We start from the raw sequence: 20,157 nt of genomic DNA on the forward strand, positions 1-20,157 counted from the left end.
GTGGTCAGCCCTTGGTGGCGCCCGCCGTCATACCGGCGACGAGGTGACGCTGGGCGAAGAGGAAGAAGACCGCCGCCGGGACCGCGATGAGGACGGATGCCGCGCTCATGGCGCCCCAGTTGGAGGTGTACTGCGTGACGAAGGTCTGCAGGCCGCCCGCGAGGGTGAGGTTCTCCTCGCCGACCATGAAGGCGGAGGCGTACGCGACCTCGCCCCAGGCGGTGATGAAGGCGTAGAAGCCGGTCACGGCGAGGCCGGGCTTGGCGAGCGGCAGGATCAGGCGCCAGAAGGTGCCGAAGGGGTTGAGCCCGTCGACGCGGCCGGATTCGTCGATCTCGACCGGGATCGTGTCGAAGAAGCCCTTCATCATCCAGGCGCAGAACGGCACGGCGATGGTGAGGTACGTGATGATCAGGCCGAGCGGCTGGTTCAGCAGCCCGAGATCGCCCATCAGGTTGTAGAGCGGGACGATCAGGATGGCCATCGGGAACATCTGCGTGATGAGCAGGGTCCACATCAACGGCTTCATGCCCGGGAACCTGAAGCGGCTGACGGCGTATCCGGTGGTGGCGGCGATGAACACGCCGAGCACGGTGGTGACTCCGGCGACGAGCACCGAGTTCCAGAACCAGCTGAGGAAGTGGCTGTCCTCCAGCAGGTGGGAGTAGTTCGCGAGGGTCGGTTCCTTCACGAAGTCCGTGCTGATCGCGTACTTGGCCGGCTTGAGCGAGGTCAGCAGGATCCACAGCACGGGGAAGACGGCGATGACGGACGCGACGACGAGCGTGGCGTGCAGCCCGAAGGAGGCGAGCGGGGAGCGGGTGCCGCGCGGGCGGGCGGCACCCTGCTCGGAAGCGTTCTCGGTCACGGTGGTCACCACACCTCTCCCTGCTTGCGCAGCGAGCGCCGGTAGACCAGCGCGAAGATCATGAGAAGGGCGAGGATCAGCACGCCCCAGGTCGCGGAGCCGGCGAAGTCGCGCGGGCTCTCGATGAAGGCCTCGCGGAAGGCCTGGGTCACCAGGATCTCGGTGGAGTCGCCGGGGCCGCCCCGCGTCAGCAGGAAGATCACCGGGAACATGTTGAAGGTCCAGATGGTGGAGAGCAGGATCACCGTCATGCTCACGGCGCGCAGTCCGGGCAGGGTGATGTGCCGGAAGCGCTGCCAGGGTCCGGCGCCGTCCATCTCGGCGGCCTCGTAGAGCTCGGCCGGGATGGACTGGAGGCCGCCGAGGAGGGCGACCATCATGAAGGGGACGCCGAGCCAGACGTTGACGGCGATGACGGAGAACTTGGCCCACGTGGGGTCGTCGAGCCACGGGATCGCGGAGATGCCGCCGCCGTCGAGGATCTTGTTGAGGATGCCGTTGTCGCGGTTGAAGAGGAACCGCCAGGCGAAGACGGAGACGAAGCCGGGCACGGCCCAGGGCAGGATGAGCGCCATGCGGTAGGCGGCGCGGCCCCGGAACTGCCGGTTGAGCATGGTGGCCAGGGTGAGGCCGAGGACGAAGGTGATGGAGACGCACGCGACGGTCCACATCACCGTCCACACCAGCCGCTGCCAGAAGACGGGGTCGCCGAGGACCGCCGTGTAGTTGTCGAGCCCGATGAACTCGTACGTGGCGTCGATGTGGCGCACGCCGATGGTGCGGGCGACGTTGCGCTCGTTGGCGTCGGTGAGCGACAGGTAGACGCCGCGTACGAGCGGCCAGCCGACGATCACGCCCAGGACGAGCACGACCGGGGCGATCATGGCCCAGGCGTACCAGTGCGTGGCGAGGGCGCGGCCGAGACCGCCGCGCGGGCTTCCGGCGTTCTTGGCAGTCGCGCGGCTGGGGCCGCGGTCGGCGAGGGTCGTCTCGCCGTCCGCGGCCTTCGCCACCGACCGGCTGGTGTCAGCAGCCATCGTCCGTACTACTTCCAGCCCTTGAGGATCTTGCGGAACTCGGCGCCGGCCGCCTTGGCCGCGTCCTCGGGGGTCGAGGCGCCGGTGACGGCCTTGGTGTACTCGACCTTCAGCGGCTCGAAGAGGGAGCCGTTCTCCGGGATCCAGGCGCGCTCGACGGCCTTGTCGACGGCCGGCTTGAAGAACTGGACCATCTCGCTGCTCTTGACGTCCGGCTGCTCGTAGGCGGCGGTGCGCGTGGGCAGCAGGCTCAGGTCCTTGGCGGACTGGACCTGGACCTCCTGGGAGGTCATGTACTCGACGAAGGCGTGCGCGGCGGCGGTGTTCTTGGAGCCGGCGTAGACGGCGAGGTCGTGGCCGCCCTGCGGGGCGCCGGCCTTGGCGGAGCCGGCCGGGACGGGGGCGACGCCGAGGTTGGACTTGTCCTTGAACTGGTCGCCCGCGTAGCTGTCCGCGACGGCCCAGGGGCCGTTGATCATCATCGCGACCTCCCCGGACTTGAAGGCGGTCTGCATGTTGGTCCAGCCGTCGGTGGCGTTGGTGACCGCCGCGCCGGAGGTGACCAGGTCGCGGGCGGCCTTGAAGCCCTTGACGCCGGCCGCGTTGTCGACGGTGACCGTCTTGGTCTTGGCGTCGACGAGGTCGCCGCCCTCGCCGTAGATGAAGGGCAGGAACCAGTAGGAGTCGTCGCCGCGCAGGTAGAGGCCGGTCTTGCCGGTCTTGGCCTTGATGGCGGTGGCGGCGGTCTTCAGCTCCTCAAGCGTCTTGGGGGGCTGGACACCGGCGTCGGCGAGCATCTTCTTGTTGTAGAAGAGGCCGAGGGTGTCGATGACCTGCGGGACGGCGTAGGTCTTGCCCTCGAACTTGCCGCTGGCCGCGGCCTGCGGCAGGAACTCGGCGTCGATCTTCTTCGCGGTCTCGGCGGGGACCTCGTCGAGGTAGCCGAGGGAGGCGAAGTCGGCGACCCAGCCGACGTCGGCGCGGATGACGTCGGGCGCGTCGGCGCCGCTGCTGAAGGCGTTCTTGACCTTGTTCTGGGCGTCGCCGTAGGGCACGTTGACGTACTTGACGGTCACCTTCGGGTGCTTCGCGGTGAACGCCTCGGCGATCTTCTGGAAGCTCGCCTTCTCGGCCTCGTTCGAGGTGTCCCACCAGGTGACGGTGCCGGACAGCTCGCCGCCGGCCTTGGTCTCGCCACCGTCGCCGTCGGTGTCCCCACCGCAAGCCGTCGCCGCGAGTGCCAGGGTCGCGACCAGCGCGGTGGCCGCTATGCCACGCCGCATATGAACTCCTTCGATGATCCCGGCCGCGCCCTCGCGGTCCCGAGTTGCGAGGAACGTAACAAGCCTGAAAGCCGACGGAAAGAGCTTGCGGCAATTTTCTGCAAGCGGAGGCGATCGTTACATCCGTGTGTCCCTACGGTTGCCGCAGCTTGCTGTTAGTTCGAGCCCCCTTCGATTGCGCAGGCCCGCAACCACGGGGCGTGTACGCGCGTTGACTGCGGTATGAACCACGAGTTGACGGCCGTCCCGCTTGCAAGAGCTTCCAGCAACGCTTCCAGCGGCGCCCCCGGCGACCCGGCCGCGGGCGGCAGCTGGTGGCGCGATGCCGTCATCTACCAGGTGTACGTCCGCTCCTTCGCGGACAGCGACGGCGACGGCGTCGGGGACCTGCGCGGGGTGCGCGAGCGGCTGCCGCACCTGGCCCGGCTCGGGGTCGACGCCGTGTGGCTGACCCCCTTCTACGTGTCCCCGCAGGCGGACGGCGGCTACGACGTCGCCGACTACCGGGCCGTCGACCCCCTCTTCGGGGACCTCGCCGACGCCGACGACCTCGTGCGCGCCGCGCACGCGCTCGGCCTGCGGGTGATCGTGGACGTGGTGCCGAACCACACCTCCGAGGCCCACCCCTGGTTCCGGGAGGCCCTCGCGGACGCGCCGGGCGCCCGCGACCGGTACCTGTTCCGCCCGGGGCGGGGCACGGAGGGGGAGCTGCCGCCGAACGACTGGGAGTCCGTCTTCGGCGGCCCGGCCTGGACCCGGGTGCCGGACGGCGACTGGTACCTGCACCTCTTCGCCCCCGAGCAGCCCGACCTGGACTGGGAGCACCCGGAGGTCGCGGAGGAGTTCGCCTCGGTGCTGCGCTTCTGGCTCGACCTGGGCGTGGACGGCTTCCGGGTGGACGTGGCCCACGGCATGGTCAAGGCCCCGGGGCTGCCCGACATCGGCCGGGGAGCGCAGGCCACGCTGATCGGCACCGAGCCGCTCCCCTTCTTCGACCAGGACGGGGTGCACGACATCCACCGCTCCTGGCGGCGGCTGCTCGACTCCTACGGGGACGGCCGGATCGGGGTCGCGGAGGCGTGGGCGCCGACCTCGGAGCGGCTCGCGCTGTACGTGCGGCCCGACGAGCTGCACCAGGCCTTCAACTTCCGGTTCCTGAACTGCCCCTGGGACCCGGCGGCGATGCGGACTGTGATCGACGAGTCCCTGGCCGCCACCGCCTCCGTGGGCGCTCCGACGACCTGGGTGCTGTCCAACCACGACGTCGTACGCCACGTCACGCGGTACGGGGGCGGGGCGCGGGGCCTGGCCCGGGCGCGGGCGGCGGCGCTGCTGATGCTGGCGCTGCCCGGGTCGGCGTACGTCTACCAGGGCGAGGAGCTCGGCCTGCCGGAGGTCACCGACCTCCCGGACGGAGCCCGCCAGGACCCGGCGTTCCGCCGGTCCCCCGCGGGGCGTCCCGAGGGGGCCGGCGCGGACGGGACGGGAACGGCGGCGGAGGCCGAGGGGCAGGACGGGCTGCGCGACGGGTGCCGCGTACCGCTCCCCTGGTCCGGCGAGGAGGCCCCGTACGGCTTCGGGCCCGGCGGCACCTGGCTTCCGCAGCCCGACGGCTGGGCGGGGCTGAGCGTCGCGGCGCAGACCGGCGACCCGCACTCCACGCTGGAGCTGTACCGCGCCGCCCTGGAGCTGCGCCGGGCCATGCCGGGCCTGGGGGCGCCGGAGTCGGGGCAGGGCGGGTGCCGCGAGGAGTGGCCCGGGGCGGGGGCGGGACCCGCGGTGTTCGCGCGGGGGATGCGCTGGCGGCCCGCGCCCGAGGGGGTCCTCCTCTTCACCCGCCCCGGCTTCGCCTGCACCCTCAACACCCGGCCCGCCGCCGTGGAGCTCCCCTCCCCCGGACGGCCGGTGCTCTCCAGCGCCCCGGTGGAGACCGACGGCCGCACGGTCCGTCTTCCCGCGGATTCGTGCACGTGGTGGGCTTTGTGAGCCGGCTACCGGTACAGTCCAATCCCGTGACCGCACGGCTAGCCGACATCGCAGCCCAGGCGGGGGTCAGCGAAGCCACAGTCAGCCGCGTGCTCAACGGCAAGCCCGGCGTGGCCGCGGGCACCCGTGAGTCCGTGCTGGCCGCGCTCGACGTGCTCGGCTACGAGCGGCCCGTACGGCTGCGGCAGCGCAGCGCGGGTCTCGTCGGGCTGATAACCCCCGAGCTGGACAACCCCATCTTCCCGGCGCTCGCGCAGGTCATCGGCCAGGCGCTGACCCGGCAGGGGTACACGCCGGTGCTGGCGACGCAGACGCCCGGCGGTTCCACCGAGGACGAGCTGACCGAGATGCTGGTGGACCGGGGGGTCTCCGGGATCATCTTCGTCTCGGGGCTGCACGCCGACACCACCGCCGACATGGGCCGCTACGACCAACTCCGGGCCCAGGGCGTCCCGTACGTCCTGATCAACGGTTTCTCCGACAAGGTGCGGGCCCCCTTCGTCTCCCCCGACGACCGGGCCGCGATGCAGCTCGCCGTGACCCACCTGACGGCGCTGGGGCACACCCGGATCGGCCTCGCGGTCGGCCCGAAGCGGTTCGTGCCGGTGCTCCGCAAGATCGAGGGCTTCCGGGTCGCGATGCGGGAGCGGCTCGGGCTCGGCGAGGCCGAGGTGGAGGAGCTGATCCAGCACTCCCTGTACACCCTGGAGGGCGGTCAGGCCGCCGCGGCCGCGCTCGTCGGGCGGGGCTGCACGGCGGTGGTGTGCGCGAGCGACATGATGGCGCTCGGCGCGATCCGGGCCGCCCGGCAGCAGGGCCTGCGCGTGCCGCAGGACGTGTCGGTGGTCGGCTTCGACGACTCCCCGCTCATAGCGTTCACCGATCCGCCGCTGACCACCATCCGGCAGCCGGTGCAGGCCATGGGGCAGGCTGCGGTGCGGACCCTGCTGGAGGAGATCGGCGGTACGCCGGCCCCCCACAGCGAGTTCGTGTTCCTGCCCGAGCTGGTGGTCCGCGGCTCGACGGCTTCGGGGCCCGCGCAGCGGCGTACCCCCTAGGGGGTAGCGGGTAGTCCCCTGGGCTGAGGAGGGGCGCCGAAGACCGTTCCGAGGGATGATCGGAGGCGGTAACGCATCTGGCAGACTCTCTGCCCATGGGTGAAGCGAGCGTGAAGACACTGGAAACCCTGACGGACGCCTCGTCACCCACCGTGACGGAGCGCGACACCCGTCAGGAGCCGGACGCTGCGCTCCTGACCCGGCTGCGGGCCCCCCGTCGGCCGCGGATCTGGTTCGAGGTCCTGCTGATCGCCGTCAGCTACTGGACGTACTCGCTGATCCGCAACGCCGTTCCCGAGCAGAAGGCGGCGGCGCTCGCGAACGCCGACTGGATCTGGGCCGTGGAGCGCGGGCTCGGCATCGCCGTGGAACAGACCGTCAACCACACCGTGAACTCGGTGACGTGGCTGGTCGTCGGCATGAACTACTACTACGCGACGCTGCACTTCATCGTGACGATCGGCGTGCTGGTGTGGATCTACCGCTTCCATCCCGGGCGTTACGCCGCCACCCGCCTCGTGCTCTTCGCCACCACGGGCGTCGCCCTGGTCGGCTACTACCTCTACCCGCTCGCGCCGCCCCGGCTGATGGACGGGCAGGACTTCATCGACACCGTGCTGGTGCACCACACCTGGGGTTCCATGGCCTCGGGCAACCTCAAGCACATGTCGAACCAGTACGCGGCGATGCCCTCGATGCACATAGGGTGGTCGCTCTGGTGCGGGCTGACGATCTTCGCGGTGGCCTCGGCGCCGTGGGCGCGGATCCTGGGGCTGCTCTACCCGGCGGCGACCCTGGTCGTGATCGTGGCCACCGCCAACCACTTCTGGCTCGACGCCGTGGGCGGCGTGCTGTGCCTGGCCTTCGGGTACGCCGTGTCCCGCGCCTGGTACGGATCGCTGCCGCACCGGCTGCCGCGCCGGCCGGTCCACACCGGTCCGCACCCGGCGTCCGAACTGCTGAACCGCTTCCGCCGGGCCTAGGCACCGTCGCGGTGGGTGATCCGGCCGCCTGACAGGGTCAGGCGTACGGGGGCCTCCGCGAGTTCGTCGGGGGCGGCGGTGACCGGGTCGACGGCGAGGGCCGTCAGGTCCGCGCGGTAGCCCGGGGCGATGCGGCCCGCGACGGCCTGCTCGCCGGCCGCGAGCGCCGCGTGGGAGGTCATGCCCTCCAGTGCCATCAGCCCGGTCAGGGCCCGGCCGCCGGATGCGGCGCCGCGGGGGCGCAGGGCGGTGGCGAGGACCTGGCGGGCGTCGTGGTGGGCGATGGGCCAGTCGGAGCCGAGGGCGAGGACCGCGCCGGCGTCGCGCAGGTCCCGGCAGCGCCAGGCGCGGCCGGCGCGTTCGCCGCCGAGCCGCCTGGACCACTCGTCGGTGTGGTCGGCGCGGGTGTACGCGGTGTGCGGGGGCTGCATGGAGGCGATCACCCCGAGCTCGGCGAACCGCTTCAGCTGGTCGTCGGGGACGGTCTCGATGTGCTCGATCCGGTGCCGCATGCGGGCGCTCTCGCCGAGCGCCGCGACGGTGTCCAGGACGTGCCGGACGGCGGCGTCGCCGATGGCGTGCGTGGCGGTGCGGACCCCGGCCGCGTGGAGGGAGCGTACGGCCCCCGCGTAGGCGTGCGGGTCGGGCCAGAAGGCCTCGGTGCCCTGGCCGTGGCAGTCGGGGTGGTCCAGCCAGGCGGTGCCCCCCTCGACGGTGCCGTCCATGAAGAACTTGACTCCGCCGACCTGCCAGTGGCGTCCGCGTACGCCCTGGAGCGCGACCAGTCCGGCCAGAGCCTCCTCGTCGGCGCCGGGCATGCACCAGGGGGCGAGGCGCAGCCGCAGCGGCAGGTCCGTCTCGTACTCGACGGTGGCGAGGAGGGCGGGTACGTCCCCGTCCCCGAGGTCCATGACGTGGGCGCCGGTGAGCCCGGTGGCGGCCATGGCGCCGAGGAGGGCGAGGAGGCGGGCGCGGCGCTGGGCGGGGGCGGGTTTGGGGGTGAGGGCGCCGACCAGGGACATCGCGGCGTGCTCGACGAGGTGCCCGGTGGGGCGGCCGTCGCCGTCGCAGACGATCTCGGAGCGCTGGTCGAAGGCGCGGGGGCCGGTGATGCCGGCGGCGGCGAGGGCCGGGCCGGTGGCGAGGGCGGAGTGGCCGTCGTAGAGGCGCAGGAAGGCGGGGGTGCCGTCGAGGACGTCCTCGACCAGGTCCCGGTCGACGGGGCGGCCGCCGAAGGCGTTGTGGTCGAGGCCGAAGCCGAGGACCCAGCCGGCGGTGCGGTCGGCGGTGCGCAGGGCGGCGCGCAGCCGGTCGAGGTCCCGGACGTACGAGAGGTCGGTTCCGGTGGCCATTTCGACGCCCCAGACGGGATGGCTGTGGGCGTCGGTGAGGCCGGGGGTGAGGGTGGCTCCGCCGAGGTCGAGGACCTGGGTGGCGGGGCCGAGCCAGTCGCGTACGTCGGCGGCGTCGCCGACGGCCGCGATCTCGCCGCCGCGTACGGCGACCGCGCCGGCTTCGGGGCGGTCGGGGTCGAGGGTGCGGACGCGGGCTCCGGTGAGGACGGTGTCGGCAGCGGGCACGGCGGCGGTTCTCCTTCTGGGCTCGGGAGGCCATCATGTCGCGCCGACGGCGGCGGGCGCAGGCGTGCGTTCACCTCCATTCATTGCAATGACCGCCGGGCCGATCTTGCATTCACATCAGATCCATTGCAACGATTTTCCGCACCTGACCTGCACACACCAGCCCCTCCGCCTATCATTCGATTGCCTGATCACTGAACGCTGCATAGCTTTCCCCTGTCGCGAACGAATCCGACGGATCAGGAAGCGAGGCATTCCCATGCGCATCGTGCTGGGTGAATTCATGAGCCTGGACGGCGTCATCCAGGCGCCGGGGCACCCCGACGAGGACACCGACGGCGGCTTCGCCCACGGCGGCTGGACGCACCCGTTCTTCGACCCGGAGGTGATGGGCGGCGCCCTGTCCGACTGGATGGCCGACACCGGGGCCCTGCTGTTCGGGCGCCGTACCTGGCAGGTCATGGCCGCGGCGTGGCCGGAGCGGGCGGGCGACCCCTTCGCCGACCACATGAACGGCGTCGCCAAGTACGTCGTCTCGGACACGCTCGGCGAGTCGGACCTGACGTGGAACAACACCACGCTCATCCCCGGTGACGAGGCCGTCGCCCGGATCCGGAAGCTGCGCGAGGCCGAGGGCGGCGACCTGGTGGTCATGGGCAGCGCCACGCTGGCCCAGACCCTGCTGACCGAGGACCTGGTCGACGAACTCCGGCTGATGATCATGCCGGTGGTCCTCGGCGGCGGCAAGAAGCTCTTCCCGTCGGACGGCCGGCTGCGCACCCTGGAACTCGTCTCCACGGTCGTCAGCGGCACGGGCGTCCACGTCGCCACCTACCGCCGGGCGGCGGCAGCGTAACCGCCCCCGTCGTACGGCCGAAGGGCCGGCCGCCCCGAGGGGTGGCCGGCCCTTGCGACCTCAGTCGACGGCCTGACGACCAGTCAAAGGCTATGCACCGTAGAACAGCTCGTCCACCACCGCGCGGGCGCGGCGGGTGGTGCGGCGGTAGTCGTCGAGCATCTCGCCGACCTTGCCCTCCGGGTAGCCCAGGTAGCGGCCGACGGCGGCCAGTTCGCGGGCGTCCGAGGGGAAGGTGTCGCCGGCGCGGCCGCGGACCAGCATGACGGCGTTGCGGACGCGGGTGGCGAGGACCCAGGCCTCGTCGAGGATCTGCGCCTCCTCCGTCGGGAGCAGCCCGGCGGCGTGGGCGGCGGCCAGGGCGTGACGGGTGCGGGTGGTGCGCAGGCCCGGCTCGGCCCAGGCGTGCTGCATCTGGAGCAGCTGGACGGTCCACTCGACGTCGCTGAGCCCGCCGCGGCCGAGTTTGGTGTGCAGGGTGGGGTCGGCGCCGCGCGGCAGGCGTTCGGACTCCATGCGTGCCTTGAGGCGGCGGATCTCGCGGACCGCGTCCTCGCCGAGGCCTTCGGCGGGGTAGCGCAGCGGGTCGATCAGCTCGATGAAGCGGGTGCCGAGGTCGATGTCGCCGGCGACGGGCTCGGCGCGCAGCAGGGCCTGGCTCTCCCAGGTCAGGGACCAGCGCCGGTAGTAGGCGGCGTAGGAGGACAGGGTGCGCACGAGGGGGCCGGAGCGGCCTTCGGGGCGCAGATCGGCGTCGATGAGGAGCGGCGGGTCGGCGGTGGGCAGTTGGAGGAGCCTGCGCATCTCGGCGATGACGGTCTGGGCGGCCTTGGCGGCTTCCTGTTCGTCGACGCCCTCCCGGGGTTCGTGGACGAAGAGCACGTCGGCGTCGGAACCGTAGCCCAGCTCGTGTCCGCCGAAGCGGCCGACGCCGATGACGGCGAAGCGGGTGGGGAGGGTCTCGCCCCAGTGGTCGCGCACGGCGGCGCGCAGGGCGCCGGCGATGGTGGCGGCGGTGAGGTCGGAGACGGCGTCGCCGACCCGGTCGACGAGGGCGCCGCAGTCCTTCTCTGCGGGGCTGTCCTCGGTGCCGTAGGAGGCGATGATGTCGGCGGCGGCGGTGCGGAACAGCTCGCGGCGGCGGACCCCTCGGGCGGCGGCGACGGCGGCTTCCCCGCTGTCGGCGCGGCCGACGGCGGAGAGCACCTCCTGTTCGAGGGCCTCGTGCGTACGGGGCTGGAGGCCTTCGGGGTCGCCGAGCAGGGCGACGGCTTCGGGGGCGCGCATCAGCAGGTCGGGGGCGAGGCGTCCGGCGGAGAGCACCCGGGCGAGGTTCTCGGCGGCGGCGCCCTCGTCGCGCAGCAGGCGCAGGTACCAGGGGGTCTTGCCGAGGGCGTCGGAGACCTTGCGGAAGCCGAGGAGTCCGGCGTCCGGGTCGGCGGAGTCGGCGAACCAGCCGAGGAGCACCGGGAGCAGGGTGCGCTGGATGGCGGCCTTGCGGCTGACTCCGGAGGCGAGGGCCTCCAGGTGGCGCAGGGCGGAGGCCGGGTCGGCGTAGCCGAGGGCTTCGAGCCGCTGGCCGGCGGCGCGCGGGGAGAGCCGGGTCTCGCCGGGGGCGAGCTGGGCGACGGCGTCGAGCAGGGGCCGGTAGAAGAGCTTCTCGTGGAGGCGGCGCACGACGGAGGCGTGCCGGCGCCAGGCCTTGTTGAGCTCGGCGACGGGTTCGGTGCGCAGGCCCAGGGAGCGGCCGAGGCGGCGCAGGTCGGCCTCGTCCTCGGGGACGAGGTGGGTGCGGCGCAGCCGGTAGAGCTGGATGCGGTGCTCCATGGCACGCAGGAAGCGGTACGCGTCGTGCAGCTGGGCGGCGTCGGCGCGGCCGACGTAGCCGCCGGCGGCGAGGGCGTGCAGGGCGTCGAGGGTGGTGCCGGAGTGCAGGGTGGCGTCGCTGCGGCCGTGGACGAGCTGGAGCAGCTGGACGGCGAACTCGACGTCGCGCAGGCCGCCGGGGCCGAGCTTGAGCTCCCGGTCGACCTGGGCGGCGGGGATGTTGTCGACGACGCGGCGGCGCATCTTCTGGACGTCGGCGACGAAGTTCTCGCGTTCGGCGGCCTGCCACACGAGGGGGGTTATGGCGGCGACGTACTGGGCCCCCAGGTCGGGGTCGCCGGCGACGGCGCGGGCCTTGAGCAGGGCCTGGAACTCCCAGGTCTTGGCCCAGCGCTGGTAGTAGGCGAGGTGGGACGAGAGGGTGCGCACGAGGGGGCCGTTGCGGCCCTCGGGGCGGAGGTTGGCGTCGACGGGCCAGATGCTGCCCTCGACGGTGGTCTCGGAGCAGATCCGCATGAGGTGGGAGGCGAGGCGGGTGGCGGCCTGGAGCGCCTTGTGCTCCTCGGCGCCGGCGACGGCCTCCCCGACGAAGATCACGTCGACGTCGGAGACGTAGTTGAGCTCGTTGCCGCCGCACTTCCCCATGGCGATGACGGCGAGCCGGCACTGGGCGGCGTCCTCGGGGGCGGCGGCCGTCGCCATGCGCAGGGCCGCGCGGAGGGTGGCGGTGGCGAGGTCGGCGAGTTCGGCGGCGGTCTGGGCGACGTCGGTGGTGCCGCAGACGTCGCGGGCGGCGATGGAGAGCAGGCAGCGGCGGTAGGCGACGCGCAGGGCGACGGGGTCGTGGGCGTCGGCGAGGCCCTGCTCGAACTCGGCGAGGCCGGGGTGCAGGTCGGCGGCCTCGTAGGTGACGAGGGCCTGCCAGTCGCGGGGGTGGCGGGCGAGGTGGTCGGCGAGGGCCTCCGAGGCGCCGAGTACGCCGAGGAGGCGGTCGCGCAGGGGCTTGGCGCTGACGAGGGTGTCGAGGAGCAGGGGCAGCTCCTCGGGGGTCTGTGCCTCGGCGAGGCGCACCAGCCCGTGCAGGGCGAGGTCGGGGTCGGCGGTGGCGCCGAGGGCGTCGAGGAGGACCGGGTCGGCGCGTACGGCGGTCAGCGCGTCGGCGTCGAGGAGCCGGGCGGCGTGGGTGGGGTCGGTGAACCCGCTGCGCAGCAGCCTGATGAAGGTGCTGCTCCTGCGTCCCGGGACTGTCATCCCGCCGCCTCCCGAGTGTGTGGCTGCCGGTTGGTCTGGCCGGCCCTGGGGCGAGCCTAGCCGGAGCAGGCGTTCGACTCACCGGGCACCGTGGCCGATATCATGAGGCGGATTATCGGATTATCTGCTTACTTGTTAGATCTATGCCTGAGGGGGCCCGGTCCCCGCCCGACCGGCCGCGAGGAGCCCCCATGTCCGACGGACCCGCCGGCTCCGCCGCGACCTCCCCTTCCGCACGGCAGCCCGACCCGTTCTCGACCCCCGCTGCACGCGTCCCCCAGCAGCGCGGCACCTCCGCCCTCCCGGCCGCCGAAGCCCCGGCGGGCCCCACGGGCGCGGCCCCGGGTGCCCCCGCGGACCCCGTGTCCGAAGCCCTGGACGCCCCGGACGCCCCCGCGGGTTCCGCCGACCCGGCCCCGGACGCCTCCGAAGCCCCGGAGGCCCCTGCGGACCCCGCGTCCGAGCCCCGCGTTCCGGCTCCGAGGTCTGCCGGGCCCGAAGCCGAAGCCGCCCGATGCGGATCCCAGCCGGGCACGGACCCCGCGGGCGAGGCCGTCGAGGCCACGCCCGGCCGCGGCGCGAACGCCGCCCCGGCGGCGGCCGGCGCCGGCACGCCCCAGCCCGGCGGACCCGCCTCGGTGGTGGGGAGCCCTGCGGGCGGGGCCGCCGGGAGCGCTCCCGGGCCCGCCGCAGGCGCACCCGCCGAGCACCGCGTACCCGGCCCGGCCGGGTACCCCGACGCCGAGGCCGCCCGGAGCGCTTCCAAGCCCGCCGCAGGCGCCCGGCATCTCGTCGCGCGGAAGATCGTCAAGGCCGTCGGCCTCGGCGCCGCCACCGTCGCCGGCAGCATGCTCGTGATCCGGGGCAACGAGGCCCTCGCCGCCCTCGACGCGCCCACCGCCGCCGATTCCAGGGCCACCACCGCCACCGCCGTGGACGCCCCCGACCCCGGCCGCGTCCTCCAGATCGTCGCCCACCCCGACGACGACCTGTACTTCATGAACCCGGACCTGCGGTACTCCATAGCCGCCGGCCACCCCGTCACCTCCGTCTACCTCACCTCCGGCGAAGCCGACGGCATCAACGCGGGCGCCGCCAAGCAGGCCTCCACGGCGCCCGACAAGCCCGCCTACGCCGAGGCCCGCCAGAACGGCATCCGCGCCGCCTACGCCAAGATGGCCACGGGCGACCGCAGCAGCGCCTGGAAGCGCACCGTGATCCCGACCAAGGGCGGCGGGCAGGCCGAGGTGGACGTCCTCGTCGCGAAGCCCGAGATCAACCTCGTCTGGCTCCAGCTGCGCGAGGCCGGCAACGTCTACGCGGACGTCCCCGACAGCCTCCACGGCCTGTGGGACGGCCGGGTCCCGCACCTGGAGTCGGTGCTCGCCTCCGGCTCCCCGGTCAGGCAGGGGTTCGCTTACACCAAGGACCAGGTCGTCAGGACCATCGAGGGGATCCTGGAGCGCTACCGGCCCACCACCATCCGCGCCCAGGACCCGACCCCCGGCCGGTTCCAGGACACCAAGCGGTACACCGACCACCAGGACCACTTCTACGGAGCCCGGTTCGCGCAGCTGGCCACCGCCGCCTACGCGCAGGAGGTCAAGGACCGCCCGCACTTCGCGGTGCAGAACTACATCGGCTACTTCAACGGCTCGCTCCCCAGCGCCCTCGACCCCGGCGAGGCCAAGGAGAAGCTGGACATCCTGGACACGTACGCGTGGCTCGACAAGGAGAACCACTGCGGCAGCGAGGCCGGCTGCGGCGACCTCAAGGTCGCCGACCACCCCTCCGGCAACCGCTGGACGCAGTCCATCAACTACGCGCGCGGCACCAGCACCTCCTGGCTGGCCCCGGACGCCGAGCACGGCCTGTGGGCCTTCAAGGTCCTCGACGGCCAGGTCGCCGTCTGGCACCGCACCGGCCTGATCGGCAGCTGGACCGGCCCCAGCCTGCTCCCCGGAACCGGGATGGACCAGGGCATATCCACCGTCACCCTCAAGGACGGCCGGATCGCCGCCTTCGGGACCCGCACCTCCTTCGGGGACAAGCCGGCCGACTACCTCCGCGAGGTCGTGTACGCGGTCCAGCGGGCCCCCGGCTCCGGGGAGTTCGGCCCCTGGCAGTCGCTCGGCACCCCGGAGGCCGCCGACGACGCCTGGACCTCCGACATCAGCGCGCCCGCCGTGTCCGTCGACGGCACCGGGGCGCTCGCCGTGTACGTCCGCGACGGCGCCTCCACCCTGCGCGGCCGCGTCCAGCGCCCCGACGGGGAGTGGGGCCCCTGGGACTCCCTCGGCGGCTCCGACCTGCACGGCACCCCGGCCACCGCGACCGACGGGGCCGGGCGGCGGATGGTCTTCGCCGCCACCACGAAGACGGTGACGGCCTGGGCCCAGCCGGAGCCCGGCGCCGCGTTGGGCCCGGCCACCCCCACCGGACTGCCGGAGACCACGCTCCCGCTGACGGCGCAGGGGCGCGAGGGCGGGGTGCGGCTGCTGTTCCGCAAGCCGGGCTCGGGCAACGTGCGCTCCGCACTGGTGACGGCCGACGGCGGGCTCAGGGCGGCCGCCCTCACCGACCTGGGCGGGCTCCAGGGCTACGGCCCGGTGACGGCCAGCGGACACGTGCTCGCGGGCCGCTCGGCGGGCGGGCAACTGGGCTCGGACGTCGGCCCGGGCGGGGCGTGGCAGCGCTCGCCGCTGATGTTCGTCGGGGGCCCGTCCAGCACGATGACCGGGAAGAACCTGGTCAGCCTGGCCGTGGTCGGCCTGGACGCGCGGCTGTACGTCACCTCCTCGACGGACGACTCCGACGCGCACCTCGCGCCGTGGCAGCCGGTGGGACCGCGCAACACCGCCAACGCCACCGCCCCCTAGAGGTTCAACCGCGTCCACGATCCGGGCGGTTCGACCTCGGCACGGCACCGGCAGGCACAATCACATCCGGTCGTTTTCGGAAAAGCGCGCGTCATCGGCGAAATCGGTGAACCAACTCCCCCGATTTGGCCTCTCACTGACTGCACAGCGGTTCTTCCTGCCCGAAGCGACCTCAAGAGGCCGTGACCATGCCCCTTTCCCGCCGCCGCTTCCTCCTCGCGGCCGTGCTGCCCATGCTGACCGTGGGCGCCTCCGGTGTCCTCTCCATCGCCTCCGGCCAGCAGACCGCGGCCGAGACCGGCGAGGGGAAGAACCGGGCCGCCGCCCTGCCCGCCAGCACCACCTCCGGCACGGTCGTGCAGATCGTCGCGCACCCCGACGACGACCTGTTCTTCATGAACCCCGACCTCAGCCGCTCCCTGCTGGCCGGGATCCCCGTCACCACCGCCTACCTCACCTCCGGCGAGGCCGACGGCCGCAACGAGGCCCGCGGCGGCGAGGCCAGGGACCCGGAGCAGCCCGCCGACCGCGCCCGGTACGCGGAGGCCCGGCAGAACGGCATACGGTCCGCCTACGCCCAGATGGCCACCGGGGACCGCACCAGCGCGTGGAAGCGCACGGTCATACCCACGGCCGGCGGCGGGCAGGCCGAACTCGACGTCCTCGTCGCCCGCCCCCAGGTCAACCTGGTCTGGTTCCAGCTGCGCGAGGCCCGCAACCCGGCCGCGGAGAACCCGGACAGCCTGCGCGGCCTGTGGAACGGGCGGATACCGGCGCTGGAGGCGCAGCTCACCACGGGCACCCCGGTCAAGCAGCAGTTCTCGTACACCAAGGACCAGGTGGTCCGGTCGATAGCCGGGGTCCTGGAGCGGTACCGGCCGACGACGATACGGATGCAGGACCCGACGCCCAACCGGTACGCGGACACCGGCAAGTACACCGACCACCAGGACCACATGTACGGCGCCCGCTTCGTGCAGGCCGCCACCGCCCTGTACGCCGAGCGGGTCCCGGACCGGCCGCGGTTCTCGGTCCAGAACTACCTCGGGTACCACAACGGCACCCTCCCCCACGCGCTCGACCCGCAGACCGCCGAGACGAAGATCGGCTTCCTGAAGACGTACGCCTGGCAGGACCGGGCCGACTACTGCGGCGGCTCCCCCTCCGGCTGCGGCGACCGCAAGGTGGCGGGCAGCCCCACCGGCCGCCACTGGGCCCAGTCGCTGCGCTACGCCCGCGCCGACACCTCCTCCTGGCTCACCGAGGGCACCCCCGGCCGGCTCTGGGCCTTCGCCGCGCTGGACGGCCGGATGGCCGTCTGGAACCGCGACCGGGCCGGGACCTGGACCGGGCCCGCCCTGCTCCCCGGCACCGGCATCGACCCGGGTGCCACCACCGCCCGCCTCCCCGACGGCCGCGTCGCGGTCCTCGCCACCCGCACCGCCCTCGGACCCCGGCCGGCCGACTACCGGCGCGAGGTGGTGTACGCCGCCCAGACCGCCCCCGACGGCCCCTTCGGGCCCTGGCAGTCTCTCGGCACCCCCGAGCAGGACGACGAGCCCGGCACCTCGGCCATCAGCGCCCCCTCCGCCGCCGTCGACTCCGAGGGCCGCCTCACCGTCTACCTCCGCGACACCCGCCGCACCCTGCTCGCCCGCGTGCAGCAGCCGTCGGGGGCCTTCACCGACTGGCAGCAGCTGGGCGGCGAGGACCTGCAGAGCGACCCGGTGGCCGTCGTCGACGCCGCCGGCCGGCGCCACGTCTACGCCACCACCACGAAGTCCGTCCTGGCCTGGACACAGCCCGCCCCCGGCGCCCCGCTCGCCGGACCGCACCCCACCGGACTCCCCGCCACCACGGTCCCCCTCTCGGCGACCCGGGACGGCGCGGGCATCCGGCTCTACTTCCGCCGCCCCGACTCCGGGGTGGTGCGCAGCGCGCTCGTCACCGCGGGCCCGGGCGCCCCGCAAGTCTCCAGCGTCTCCGAGTCCGGCGGCCGGGCGGGCTACGGCGCGGTCGGCGTCGCGGGCCGCACGCTGACGGGCCGCGCTGACACCGGCACCGTCGCCGCGACCACCCTGGGCGGGCCGCCCGCCTGGACGGAGTCCCGGATGCTGTACGCGGGCGCGCCGTCGGCCGTCCTCGACCCGTCCGGCACCACGACCACGGCGGTCCTGGGCCTGGACGGCCTGCTCCACACCACCACCGGCCGCCCCGCCGCCCCCACCCCCACCTGGCACCCGGCCGTCCTCCCGCCGCCCGCCTGACCTGCGGGGCGGGGGCCGGCCCGCCCGGCCTGCCCCGCCCCCACCGCGCCGATATCCTGGGAGCGGCATCGGGGGCTTTCCCGTCACGGAGGGCAGCACGATGAACCGGCACCGCCACCTCACGCTCCTCGCCGCCCCGCTCCTCTTCTCCGCGGCCACCCTGGCCCCGGCCCTCGCCGCCCCGGCGGCCCTGCCGGCCGCCTCCTGCGAGCTGGTCTCGAGCGGCGAGGGCACGGACACCTCGTACGACCTCGTCCTGGAGGGGTTCGAGCCGGGCCAGTCGGTCACGATCAACGGCCCGCGCACGAACCAGCACGCCCGGGTGGACGACCATGGCGCACTCGACAAGCACGACGTCCGCTACGGCAAGTACAGCGTCAGCTCCAAGGGCAACCGCATCGGCTGCACCACGCCGCCCCGGGGCCATCAGGACGCCGGCAAGCAGGGGAAGGTCCAGGTCACCAAGGTCGAGATCGTCACCCTCACCAAACCGGGCACCGTGGTCGACTGCTCCAAGCCGAACAGGGCCGAGTTCGACGGCCGGATCACCGGCACGGGCAAGGGCGACGTCGACTACTACTGGACCTACGCCTCCAGCTCCGAACCCTTCGCCAAGGGCAAGGCCCACTTCGACCCCGGCATACAGAGCGTCTCGCTCCTCAAGGTGGTCGAACTCCCGGCGACGGTCAACGGCATCTCGCCGAGCGTGTTCATGACCCTCCACGTCCCGTCCGCGAACCTGAGCGCCCGCAGCGACCAGGTCACCCTCACCTGCGCCAACCCCTGAAACGGCTCCGGGCCCCCGGTCGCCGACCGCGGGCCCGAAGGAGTGGCGCCAGTCGCCTACAGCACCGGCAGGTTCTTGCGCAGCTCGAAGGCGGTGACCTCGCTCCGGTACTCCTCCCACTCCTGCTTCTTGTTGCGCAGGAAGAAGTCGAAGACGTGCTCGCCGAGGGTTTCGGCGACCAGTTCGCTGCGCTCCATCAGGGAGATCGCCTCGCCCAGGTTCTGCGGGAGGGGTTCGATGCCCATCGCGCGGCGTTCGGCGTCGGAGAGGGCCCAGACGTCGTCGTCGGCGCCCGCCGGGAGCTCGTAGCCCTCCTCGATGCCCTTGAGGCCCGCCGCCAGGAGGACGGCGTACGTGAGGTACGGGTTGGCGCCCGAGTCGATCGAGCGGACCTCCACCCGGGAGGAACCGGTCTTGCCCGGCTTGTACATCGGGACCCGGATCAGGGCCGAGCGGTTGTTGTGCCCCCAGCAGATGTACGAGGGGGCCTCGCCGCCGGAGCCGGCGGTGCGGGAGGAGCCGCCCCAGATCCGCTTGTAGGAGTTGACCCACTGGTTGGTGACCGCGGCGGTCTCCGCGGCGTGCTTCAGCAGGCCCGCGATGAAGGAGCGGCCGACCTTCGAGAGCTGGTACTCGGCGCCCGACTCGTAGAAGGCGTTGCGGTCGCCCTCGAAGAGGGACAGGTGGGTGTGCATGCCGGAGCCCGGGTACTCGGAGAAGGGCTTCGGCATGAAGGTGGCCTGGACGCCCTGCTCCAGCGCGACCTGCTTCATGACCAGGCGGAACGTCATGATGTTGTCGGCCGTCGAGAGGGCGTCGGCGTAGCGGAGGTCGATCTCCTGCTGGCCCGGGGCGCCCTCGTGGTGGCTGAACTCCACGGAGATGCCCATGGATTCGAGCATGGTGATCGCCTGGCGGCGGAAGTCCATGCCCACGTTCTGCGGAGTGTGGTCGAAGTAGCCGGAGTTGTCGGCCGGCACCGGGCGGGTGCCGTCGAGGGGCTTGTCCTTCAGCAGGAAGAACTCGATCTCCGGGTGGGTGTAGAAGGTGAAACCCAGGTCGGAGGTCTTGGCCAGGATGCGCTTGAGGACGTAGCGCGGGTCCGCGAAGGACGGGGAGCCGTCCGGCATCAGGATGTCGCAGAACATCCGGGCCGTCCCGGGGGCCTCGGCGCGCCACGGCAGTATCTGGAAGGTCCCCGGGTCCGGCTTGGCGATCATGTCGGACTCGTAGACCCGGGCGAAGCCCTCGATCGCGGAGCCGTCGAAGCCGATGCCCTCGTCGAAGGCCTGCTCCAGCTCGGCGGGGGCGACCGCGACGGACTTCAGGAAGCCCAGCACATCGGTGAACCACAGGCGCACGAAGCGGATGTCGCGCTCCTCGAGCGTCCGGAGGACGAATTCCTGCTGCTTGTCCATGCCTTCATCCTCGCAGTTCAGACGATCTGTGCACCACCACCGCAAAAGGACGGGGGGCACAGCCGGGCCCGTCCAGT

Annotated in this window: 13 protein-coding genes; 7 read left to right on the forward strand and 6 right to left on the reverse strand. The window is 72.8% G+C overall.

The window, feature by feature from the left end; all coding sequences use genetic code 11:
* Nucleotides 1-4 precede the first annotated feature (4 nt).
* From ACZ597_RS13795 to ACZ597_RS13805, 3 genes are read right to left on the reverse strand one after another with little or no spacing between them, the layout of a single operon-like run.
* Nucleotides 5-877, reverse strand: a complete 873-nt coding sequence (locus tag ACZ597_RS13795) for a sugar ABC transporter permease (protein ID WP_471328707.1) — start codon at nucleotides 875-877, stop codon at nucleotides 5-7.
* Entirely contained in the window at nucleotides 874-1,905 is a 1,032-nt protein-coding gene (locus tag ACZ597_RS13800) for a carbohydrate ABC transporter permease (RefSeq protein ID WP_471328709.1), read from the reverse strand. Before ACZ597_RS13800 ends, ACZ597_RS13795 begins: the two co-directional genes overlap by 4 nt.
* Nucleotides 1,906-1,913: 8 nt before the next feature.
* Entirely contained in the window at nucleotides 1,914-3,188 is a 1,275-nt protein-coding gene (locus ACZ597_RS13805) for an extracellular solute-binding protein (protein ID WP_471328711.1), read from the reverse strand.
* Nucleotides 3,189-3,410: 222 nt separating this feature from the next.
* Between ACZ597_RS13805 and ACZ597_RS13810 the strand changes: the two genes are divergently transcribed.
* The 3 genes from ACZ597_RS13810 to ACZ597_RS13820 all read left to right on the forward strand — a co-directional run bounded on the left by ACZ597_RS13810 (nucleotide 3,411) and on the right by ACZ597_RS13820 (nucleotide 7,215).
* Entirely contained in the window at nucleotides 3,411-5,174 is a 1,764-nt protein-coding gene (locus ACZ597_RS13810; RefSeq protein ID WP_471328713.1) for a glycoside hydrolase family 13 protein, read from the forward strand.
* Nucleotides 5,175-5,200: 26 nt separating this feature from the next.
* Nucleotides 5,201-6,232: a LacI family DNA-binding transcriptional regulator gene (locus ACZ597_RS13815; protein ID WP_401243305.1), complete on the forward strand. Its 1,032-nt coding sequence runs from the start codon at nucleotides 5,201-5,203 to the stop codon at nucleotides 6,230-6,232.
* Between the two features lie 95 nt (nucleotides 6,233-6,327).
* On the forward strand, nucleotides 6,328-7,215 hold the full coding sequence (locus tag ACZ597_RS13820) for a phosphatase PAP2 family protein (protein ID WP_471328715.1): 888 nt from the start codon (nucleotides 6,328-6,330) through the stop codon (nucleotides 7,213-7,215).
* Here ACZ597_RS13820 and ACZ597_RS13825 read toward each other — a convergent pair.
* Complete coding sequence (locus ACZ597_RS13825; protein ID WP_471328717.1) at nucleotides 7,212-8,795, reverse strand: amidohydrolase; 1,584 nt, start codon at nucleotides 8,793-8,795, stop codon at nucleotides 7,212-7,214. The two genes, ACZ597_RS13820 and ACZ597_RS13825, sit on opposite strands and share 4 nt — an antisense overlap.
* A gap of 259 nt (nucleotides 8,796-9,054) precedes the next feature.
* Between ACZ597_RS13825 and ACZ597_RS13830 the strand changes: the two genes are divergently transcribed.
* Entirely contained in the window at nucleotides 9,055-9,651 is a 597-nt protein-coding gene (locus ACZ597_RS13830; protein WP_471328719.1) for a dihydrofolate reductase family protein, read from the forward strand.
* A 90-nt stretch (nucleotides 9,652-9,741) separates the two neighbouring features.
* On the opposite strand, the gene ACZ597_RS13835 is transcribed toward ACZ597_RS13830, so the two are convergent.
* Entirely contained in the window at nucleotides 9,742-12,729 is a 2,988-nt protein-coding gene (locus ACZ597_RS13835) for a bifunctional [glutamine synthetase] adenylyltransferase/[glutamine synthetase]-adenylyl-L-tyrosine phosphorylase (protein ID WP_471328721.1), read from the reverse strand.
* Nucleotides 12,730-12,920: 191 nt separating this feature from the next.
* Between ACZ597_RS13835 and ACZ597_RS13840 the strand changes: the two genes are divergently transcribed.
* The 3 genes from ACZ597_RS13840 (at nucleotide 12,921) to ACZ597_RS13850 (ending at nucleotide 18,662) form a co-directional block, all read left to right on the forward strand.
* Nucleotides 12,921-15,608, forward strand: coding sequence for a PIG-L family deacetylase (locus tag ACZ597_RS13840; protein ID WP_471328723.1), 2,688 nt, complete (start codon nucleotides 12,921-12,923; stop codon nucleotides 15,606-15,608).
* A gap of 188 nt (nucleotides 15,609-15,796) precedes the next feature.
* Nucleotides 15,797-17,875 (forward strand): PIG-L family deacetylase, encoded by a 2,079-nt coding sequence (locus ACZ597_RS13845; RefSeq protein ID WP_471328725.1) that lies wholly within the window; start codon nucleotides 15,797-15,799, stop codon nucleotides 17,873-17,875.
* Nucleotides 17,876-17,975: 100 nt separating this feature from the next.
* On the forward strand, nucleotides 17,976-18,662 hold the full coding sequence (locus tag ACZ597_RS13850) for a hypothetical protein (protein ID WP_471328727.1): 687 nt from the start codon (nucleotides 17,976-17,978) through the stop codon (nucleotides 18,660-18,662).
* Nucleotides 18,663-18,718: 56 nt separating this feature from the next.
* On the opposite strand, the gene ACZ597_RS13855 is transcribed toward ACZ597_RS13850, so the two are convergent.
* Nucleotides 18,719-20,080, reverse strand: a complete 1,362-nt coding sequence (locus ACZ597_RS13855) for a glutamine synthetase family protein (protein WP_344153501.1) — start codon at nucleotides 20,078-20,080, stop codon at nucleotides 18,719-18,721.
* Nucleotides 20,081-20,157 lie beyond the last annotated feature (77 nt).

This window comes from Streptomyces sp. NPDC040718 (assembly GCF_055593565.1).